Genomic DNA, 7,656 nt, shown 5'->3' with positions numbered 1-7,656 from the left:
AGCTGCTGTTGAGAAGGTTCAAGGCCGCGCATAAGTTAAAATATAGTGTCGTTTCTTAAAATTCTAACGCAGTTAGTAGGTTTTTCAACGGCCTGCTAGAGTTTTTCTTGCGTTTAGTTCCCATATTCCAACCGTGAAAATATCCGTGGATAATAGCGACAAAATGGGAATTATTGATGAAACGAGGGCAAAGGAAAATGCGCCGAAAGGCGCTTGTAATAAGGTATTCTGAGCAGTTTTGGGAGAATTGGGAAAGGCTTAGTTTAATGACTATGGTGCCCAGAAGAGGACTCGAACCTCCACACCCGAAGGCACATGGACCTGAACCATGCGCGTCTACCAATTCCGCCATCTGGGCAGCATCATATCCTAACCTTTAGCCAGGATATATGAAGAATTCGTGATTTTATAGGAAACCATTGTTTTGTCAATCAAGAAGAAAAATAAGAAGAATCAGCTGCGTAAACTTGATCCTTTTCTCGCTCGTGAAAGCGAGCGATATGGCACTGCTTTGCCAAGCCGTGAATTTATACTAAAAATACTTGATGAGCAGGGTATTCCGGTTAGCGAAGTATTATTACGGAAGCTATTGGATATAACCCCTAAAGAAACGGAAATTTTTAACCGTCGATTAGCTGCAATGATCCGTTCAGGTCAGATCATGCGTAATCGAAAAGGGGATATCTGTGTCATTGAAAAGCTAGAGCTAATTAGGGGAACGGTACAAGGGCATAGTGACGGTTATGGTTTTTTAATTACCGATGACGGTAGCCCTGATCTATATCTCGGTCCCAAAGAAATGCATAAGGTACTTGACGGTGACCGTGTCATTACACGTGAAATCGGTATGGATCGACGAGGTCGCCGTGAATGCAAAATCGTTGAAGTGCTGGAACGTACCAATATACAGCTCATTGGGAGATTCAATGCCGAGCATGGCATTTTTTTCGTAATTGCTGAGAACAAGCGTATTAGCCAGGAAATTCTGATTCCTCGTGAAGCCACTATGAATGCTAAGGCTGGACAAGTCGTAATTGTGAAGATTATTCAGCAGCCTGACATTCATACCCAACCTATTGGTCATATTATTGAAATTCTGGGCGAATATACTTCGCCTGGCATGGAAATCGAGATCGCACTACGTAAATACGATTTACCTTATGAGTTTTCATCTGAGATAGAGAAAATCTCTGCCAAATTCCCTAAAAAAGTACTGAAGAAAGAGCTGACCAAGCGAAAAGATATTCGTCATTTACCGTTGGTTACGATCGATGGTGAAACAGCGCGTGATTTTGATGATGCAGTATATAGTCAACGCGATGGAAAAGATTATCGATTATATGTGGCCATCGCTGATGTCAGTCATTATGTCCACGATAATGATGCGTTAGATAAAGAAGCATTTATGCGGGGCAATTCAGTGTACTTTCCCCGGCGAGTGATACCGATGTTACCAGAAGTACTCTCTAATGGATTGTGTTCACTTAACCCGCTAGCGGATCGTCTTTGTATGGTATGTGAAATACAATTAGCTACCAATGGTGAATACCTAGACTACCAATTTTATCCAGCTGTCATGCGTTCTCATGCTCGACTTACATACGATGAAGTTGCAGCGATGGTGGACAATCCTAAAGAAGCCAATGCGAAGCAATATATCGACTTACTTCCGCACATTCAATTACTCTATAAAGTATATAAAGTTTTACAAAAAGCGCGCAAAAAACGTGGGGCTATTGATTTTGAGACGATTGAAACCCAAATGGTTTTTAACGAGCAAGGCAAGATTGAACAAATACTTCCGGTGCAACGCAATGTAGCGCATTGCCTAATAGAAGAGTGCATGCTAGCTGCCAATGTATGTGCATCGGATTTTTTACAGAAACACAAGCAGCCAGTGTTGTATCGTATCCACGAAGGGCCTACACCGGAAAAACTGACAGCACTGCGCGATTTTCTTAAGGAATTTGGTTTGCAGCTAGGCGGCGGCAGTCTACCACATGCAAAAGATTATGCTAAAGCATTAACTAAAATCAACGACAGATCCGATGCACAATTATTACAAACCGTCATGCTACGATCGCTACGGCAGGCGATATACAGTCCTGAAAATATCGGCCATTTTGGATTGGCTTATGAGGCATATACTCATTTTACTTCACCCATTCGGCGCTACCCTGATTTATTGGTACATCGCGCCATCAAAGCGGTTCTAAATGGCAATATCTATTCTCCATCTGGCGGCGATTGGCATGAGCTGGGCAAGTATTGCTCAATGACGGAACGTCGTGCTGATGAGGCAACACGTGAGGTCGAGTCGTGGCTTAAGTGCTTCTATATACAGGATAAAATAGGTGAATGCTTTGACGGTGTCATCAGTGGTGTCACCGCATTCGGATTGTTTGTTGCACTCGATCAAATTTATGTGGAAGGATTGGTTCATATTTCAGAGTTACCCAGCGATTATTTCCATTTTGATAACACTAAACATATGTTATATGGTGAACGTACTGGAAAAAAATACCGCTTGGGCGATCGCTTCCAAGTCAAGCTTGTACGAGTTGATCTGGAAACTCGCAAAATAGACTTTGTTCTCGCTTGAGAGTCTGTAAAAAAAACGTAGACATATGCATCCTGGCTATCAGGAGCATAACGGCTGCAGATTTCACAGACTCTAAATAGAAGTAGAAGCATAAGGTTCTTTTAGTTCATTAGCTTTACATAATTCTTACTACAAACTTACTTATCTAGCGACATGTCTCAGACGCGGCATATTTTTGGGTTTCATGCGATTATGAGCCGTTTGCGGCAGAGCCCGGACAGTATCAAAGAAATCTATTTAGATTCGACTCGGCATGATCAGCGTGCGCGTGATTTATTTAAACTTGCTGAAATCAAGAACGTTCGTTTGATACTTTGCGATAATGCGAGGCTTGCCAGAATAGTGGGCACAACTCACCATCAAGGCGTAGTGGCCAACATCGCAGCCACTCAGAATTATGTGGCGATTGAGGATGTCCTGGAAGCACTGAGCGAACCCGCTTTACTCCTGGTATTAGATGGTATCAAGGATCCTCACAATTTAGGCGCATGCTTGCGTGTTGCTGACGCATTAGGTGTCCATGCCATCATCGCACCCAAGGATCGCTCGGTGGGGCTGACAGCCACAGTGCATAAGGTCGCAAGCGGCGCTGCGGATACTGTTCCTTTTGTTACCGTCACTAACTTAGCCCGAACCTTGCGTGAGCTTAAGCAGCAAGGTATCTGGATTATCGGTACTGCAGCCGAGACTACCTGCACCCTTGACACCATTACACTTGATGGTCCTATCGCCTGGGTATTGGGTGCAGAGCATGAGGGCATGCGCCGCCTGACAAGGGAAACCTGTGATCAATTGGTGCGCATTCCAATGGTCGGCAGTGTTGAAAGCTTGAATGTGTCAGTGAGTGCTGGCATTTGCTTATTCGAGACCTATCGCCAGCGAGCGAAGAAGGTCTGATTATTAGGCAAATGTGAGAATTCTTTAGTTCTTGTGGATAGTGTTTAATCCTAGAACTGCTTCATGGTTCACTTATATGGACACCTTCCGGTTTGACAAGCGATATTTCGTGTTTAGGTAAAACGGAAATTGGCTACAGTTTTATTTTAATTGGCGTTACAAAGTGAATTAATTATCCCATCCCATCCGGCGATTGATTTCACCACATCCGTAGTTTCCTCCATATGTCGAAGTGCATCAACTAAATGAGATTCGAGCGCGCCGATGCTGTCAAATACACGGTTATGAAAGTTCTTTTCGCGCAACTCATCCCACAGGCGCTCGACTGGATTGAGTTCAGGTGAATAAGGTGGCAGTAGTAGCAAGCGAAGATTCTCAGCTAACGTCAGCGAATGGCTGCGATGCCAGTCAGCACACCGTCCATCACCATAACGATATTCTCATTGGGGTAGCGCCTGGCGATTTCATCAAGAGAGATTTGCATGCACTCAGTGTTGACATTAGGTAACACCAAGCTGTCAAACTTTCCGTCCAACGGGCAGACTGTCGCATAAGCGTAGGTGTACTCGTAGGTAGCATAGCCTTGACTAGCGGACGCACTGGACGAGGTGCCCATGCGCGACGGCGGTCGCTGATGCGGCCAAATCGTACTTCGTCTTGAAACATCAGCCGCATGGGGCACAGTAAACTCTGTTATCGCTTGACCCAGCACCCCAGGGAGTTTTTTTCCAGTCTTCCCGGACTAAGAGATCTCCTTTTGGGTAGGTGGCATCGGGCGCAGCCATTCTTCCAGTGGCTCGCTTGCAGTAATTTGTACGCAGTGTGCAGGTGTTGCCTTTTGATCGACCAATAGCAATGGCCGTCTGCTCCAGACTCAGACCCAATTCGAGTGGCAGGAGTGGCAGCAGTAAAGCCTGTGCGCTACGCAGTTCATCGGCTGTTTTAGCGATCCATACCGCATTTCGGGCCAATTCAAGATGCTCTTCACCACTTGTGTTAATGGCTATTTAAACTGAGCCAGGAATGGCCAACAATTTTGAGCCACTTTTTTAGAATTTATTTTTCCGAATAAATCTGTAACAGTCTCTGAATTTTTCAGAGACTGTCATGAAGGAGTGGATTGTGATACATCAGATTATAAGGCGTTATATAACAACGGCACTGGCTTATCAGAACGCAAGATTGCCAAGCATTTAGGCGTATCCCGCAATACTGTCAATAAATATTTAAACATGCCGGAGACGGCGATTGCTACGGGTATGACAGACACGGCCAGAAACAAAAAGCTGGATGAATATCGGGCTTATATAATTCAACTATTGCAAGCTTATCCGGGATTGTCGGTGGTAAAGGTGCTGCGTAAATTGAAGGCTAAAGTGACGAACCTGGCTGTTTCAGATCGCTCGGTGCGGCGCTACATTCAGACGTTAAGGCAAACGATCAGTTTCAAACAAGCGCGTTATTATGAGCCGGTATTGGACATGATACCGGGCGAGCAATGTCAGGTTGATGGGGGTGAACTGCGCGGCGTGATGGTTAGCGGGGTTGAAACCACGGTCTATCTGACGATATTTGTGCTTTCCTATTCCAGACATGATGCATGTATCGGTATCTTCGCGGCCGATTAATACCGAAACGCTGATCCAGCACCATGATGCGGCATTTCGTTATTTTGGTGGCATGCCCCAAGAATGCGTGTACGATCAAACCAAACTGGTGGTGATCAGCGAAATCTTCCGGGAATTGACACTCAATCAACGTTTCCATCAATATGCGACGGCGGTGGGATTTCATATTCGTGCCTGTGAAGGCTATGATCCTGAGAGTAAAGGCAAGGTCGAAGCGGGTGTAAAATATGTCAAGCACAACGGCTTGTATGGTGAAGCTTTTGCCAATTGGCATGAACTAGAGCGTTATCTGGCTGATTGGCTGGACAACACGGCTAATCAACGACTGCATGGCAGCACGAGACAGCAGCCGCGCGCCCATTATGAACAGGCAGAGAAAGCTGCCATGCTGCCTTATTTAACCCCTTCCTGTATTCAGGCGTCGTCCGCAGAAAGCATCGTTACTCGTAAAAGTGACAAAACTGGCCTGATTGCCTGGCAAGGAAACAAATACCCGGTGCCGATGGCTTATCAAGACAGTCGAGTTGGCGTTGTCAATCATAACGGTCAGCTGCGCATCAGCGATTCACCGACGGGTGAAATCATCGCCGAACACTTGATCCGACTGGAACAAGGTCAAACTATCAAGAACACGGATCATTACCGCGACAAGGCGCAGCGTATTGCGGCTTTGGAGACTGATATCCAGCAATTACTGGACGATGCAGAGCACGGCCAGGCGCTCTGCGCTTTGCTGAAAGCAAGTGCACCGAGAATCTATAAGGATCAGTTAGTGGGTGCAAAACAGGTGTTAGCCGCGCATTGTCAGCAACACGGCAGAATCCATCCATCGTTACTGACCTTATTGATTGATACGCCACGGTTAACTGCAGCAGGTCTGCGAGATCGCCTGGAGGCCTGGCATTCGCATCCACAGCGTTATCGTGAAACGGATACAGTATTGCCCCGCCGTACGTCATCAACCGTTCTGAAACGATATGGTGCGCTGAGCAAGCGCTGTAGTGATCAGGGAACCAGCCATGTCATCCATTAACAGCGTTGCACAAAAATACCGCGGCCTGTGTCTGTCAGGTATCGCTGAACAACTTGAACAACTGCTCAGTCAGGCCCAAGCCAATGATATTTCCTATCTGCAATTTGCTGAAGCGCTCGTGGTGCATGAGCACAACCAGCGTAACAGCAAGCGCATTGAACAAAACAGAAAACGTGCCGCCTTTCCATTGCACAAAAGCCTGGAAGAATTTGACTACCGTTTCCAGACCACCATCAGCAAACGGGAAATCAACAGTCTGCTGGACTTCAGTTTTATCGACAACCGGGAGAATGTGGTTTTTATCGGCCCACCGGGTGTCGGCAAAACTCACTTGGCTATCGGGATTGGCTTGAAAGCCATCGATGCCGGTTATAAAGTCTGCTTCACCACCGCACTGGGCCTGATGGAAACCTTGGAACTGGCTGAACTCAAAGGTGAATTAAAAAAGAAGATCAACCAGTTACTCAAGTTCGATGTCCTGATCATCGATGAACTGGGCTATCTACCTATGAACGAACAAGGCATGCATAATTTGTTTCAGTTGATTAATGCCTTCTATGAATATTGTTCCGTTATCCTGACAACTAATAAGGAATTTACCAACTGGAGCGACTTCTTTGTTGATGTCAATGTTGCCGTACCCATCGTTGACCGGCTCATCCATCATTCTCATATCTTTATGCTGGGAGGTGAAAGTTATCGTTTAAAAACAAAACTCAATAATTGAGGCTAACCCACTAAAAGTGGCTCACTTTTAATGGCCAATACTGGCTTAGTTCTGTTGGCCATTGACAACCTGCTGGTCTTGCCATAATTGTCATCCATTTACGTGAGCCTAGACGACTTATTATTACATCTTATAATGCGAAATAGAATTATATCCGGCCTTATTGCAGACTGGATTTCTTTCTGCGGGCTCTGATGGAATTCGCCAAGAACGCCCTCATCTCCGTCTCGTGCTCGGAGCACTGGTAAAAATTCAGGTTTACGTTCTTGCGGTCCGACCTGTTTCGCCATCACACGGTTTATCTACCTGCGCAACCTATCAGCATTCCACTCCTTTTCAGTGATTGTTCTAGGCTCTATTCGCGTTAAATGTGGGAAGTCTTTGCTTGAGCTGGTCTGATTGCTTCAATCAGCCATGATTTTAGATTGGCAGCATCTTCCGGACGTCTTTCATAGAACCTTCGCCAACTAAGCTTCTTAGAACCTGTTCAAAGTCTTTTCGTTTGACAGAAAAAGTGCGATATTTGCAGGATGAGAACAAGTTATCCAAGTGATATCAGTCGCGAACAGTTCGAGCAGATCCGCCCACTGCTGGAAAGTGCGCGCAAGAAGACCAGTCCACGTCGAGTCGATTTGCACGAAGTATTTTGTGCGGTGTTGTATTTACTCAAGAGCGGTTGCCAGTGGCGCATGTTGCCAAGCGAATTTCCGAAGTGGCGCACGGTCCATTCATACTTTGCTATTTGGAGCGAGCCGGATAAAGATGGAGT

7 protein-coding genes, 1 tRNA gene and 1 pseudogene are annotated in these 7,656 nt (G+C 45.8%); 5 read left to right on the top strand and 4 right to left on the bottom strand.

All coding sequences use genetic code 11. The features are described 5' to 3' along the window. Positions 1-273: 273 nt before the first annotated feature. Positions 274-358: transfer RNA gene (locus BLW34_RS14205), tRNA-Leu, on the bottom strand. 66 nt (positions 359-424) lie between these two features. Between BLW34_RS14205 and rnr the strand changes: the two genes are divergently transcribed. Beyond that, entirely contained in the window at positions 425-2,602 is a 2,178-nt protein-coding gene (gene rnr / locus BLW34_RS14200; protein ID WP_090580953.1) for a ribonuclease R, read from the top strand. A 153-nt stretch (positions 2,603-2,755) separates the two neighbouring features. Beyond that, on the top strand, positions 2,756-3,499 hold the full coding sequence (gene rlmB / locus BLW34_RS14195; protein WP_090580950.1) for a 23S rRNA (guanosine(2251)-2'-O)-methyltransferase RlmB: 744 nt from the start codon (positions 2,756-2,758) through the stop codon (positions 3,497-3,499). A gap of 146 nt (positions 3,500-3,645) precedes the next feature. On the opposite strand, the gene BLW34_RS16615 is transcribed toward rlmB, so the two are convergent. From BLW34_RS16615 to BLW34_RS14185, 3 genes are read right to left on the bottom strand one after another with little or no spacing between them, the layout of a single operon-like run. After that, on the bottom strand, positions 3,646-3,864 hold the full coding sequence (locus BLW34_RS16615) for a transposase (RefSeq protein WP_256203814.1): 219 nt from the start codon (positions 3,862-3,864) through the stop codon (positions 3,646-3,648). Between the two features lie 20 nt (positions 3,865-3,884). Next, positions 3,885-4,181 (bottom strand): hypothetical protein, encoded by a 297-nt coding sequence (locus tag BLW34_RS16610; protein ID WP_218138877.1) that lies wholly within the window; start codon positions 4,179-4,181, stop codon positions 3,885-3,887. Next, entirely contained in the window at positions 4,165-4,470 is a 306-nt protein-coding gene (locus tag BLW34_RS14185) for a hypothetical protein (RefSeq protein ID WP_090580947.1), read from the bottom strand. Before BLW34_RS14185 ends, BLW34_RS16610 begins: the two co-directional genes overlap by 17 nt. A 151-nt stretch (positions 4,471-4,621) precedes the next feature. On the opposite strand from BLW34_RS14185, the pseudogene istA reads away from it, so the two are divergent. From istA to BLW34_RS14165, 3 genes and pseudogenes are all read left to right on the top strand, one after another. Further along, positions 4,622-6,160, top strand: a pseudogene (gene istA, locus BLW34_RS14180) (IS21 family transposase). Continuing rightward, positions 6,147-6,887 carry an IS21-like element helper ATPase IstB gene (gene istB / locus BLW34_RS14175; RefSeq protein WP_090580944.1) on the top strand — a complete coding sequence of 247 codons (741 nt, stop codon included), beginning with the start codon at positions 6,147-6,149 and terminating at the stop codon, positions 6,885-6,887. The pseudogene istA and the gene istB overlap by 14 nt, the downstream one beginning before the upstream one ends. Positions 6,888-7,417: 530 nt before the next feature. Then, positions 7,418-7,656 (top strand): transposase (locus BLW34_RS14165; RefSeq protein WP_143037954.1); only part of this gene is annotated, 239 nt, incomplete at its 3' end.

The sequence above is a fragment of the Nitrosomonas sp. Nm58 genome, from assembly GCF_900107335.1.
In the GTDB taxonomy this organism is placed as follows: Bacteria; Pseudomonadota; Gammaproteobacteria; order Burkholderiales; family Nitrosomonadaceae; genus Nitrosomonas.
The sequence above is the reverse complement of the archived record's forward strand: the minus strand, read 5'-3'. Positions and strand labels throughout refer to the sequence as shown.

Bases quoted from the DNA above. Each gene is read 5' to 3' on its own strand.
- istB (WP_090580944.1), top strand. From the start codon at position 6,147: ATGTCATCCATTAACAGCGTTGCACAAAAATACCGCGGCCTGTGTCTG.
- rlmB (WP_090580950.1), top strand. From the start codon at position 2,756: ATGTCTCAGACGCGGCATATTTTTGGGTTTCATGCGATTATGAGCCGT.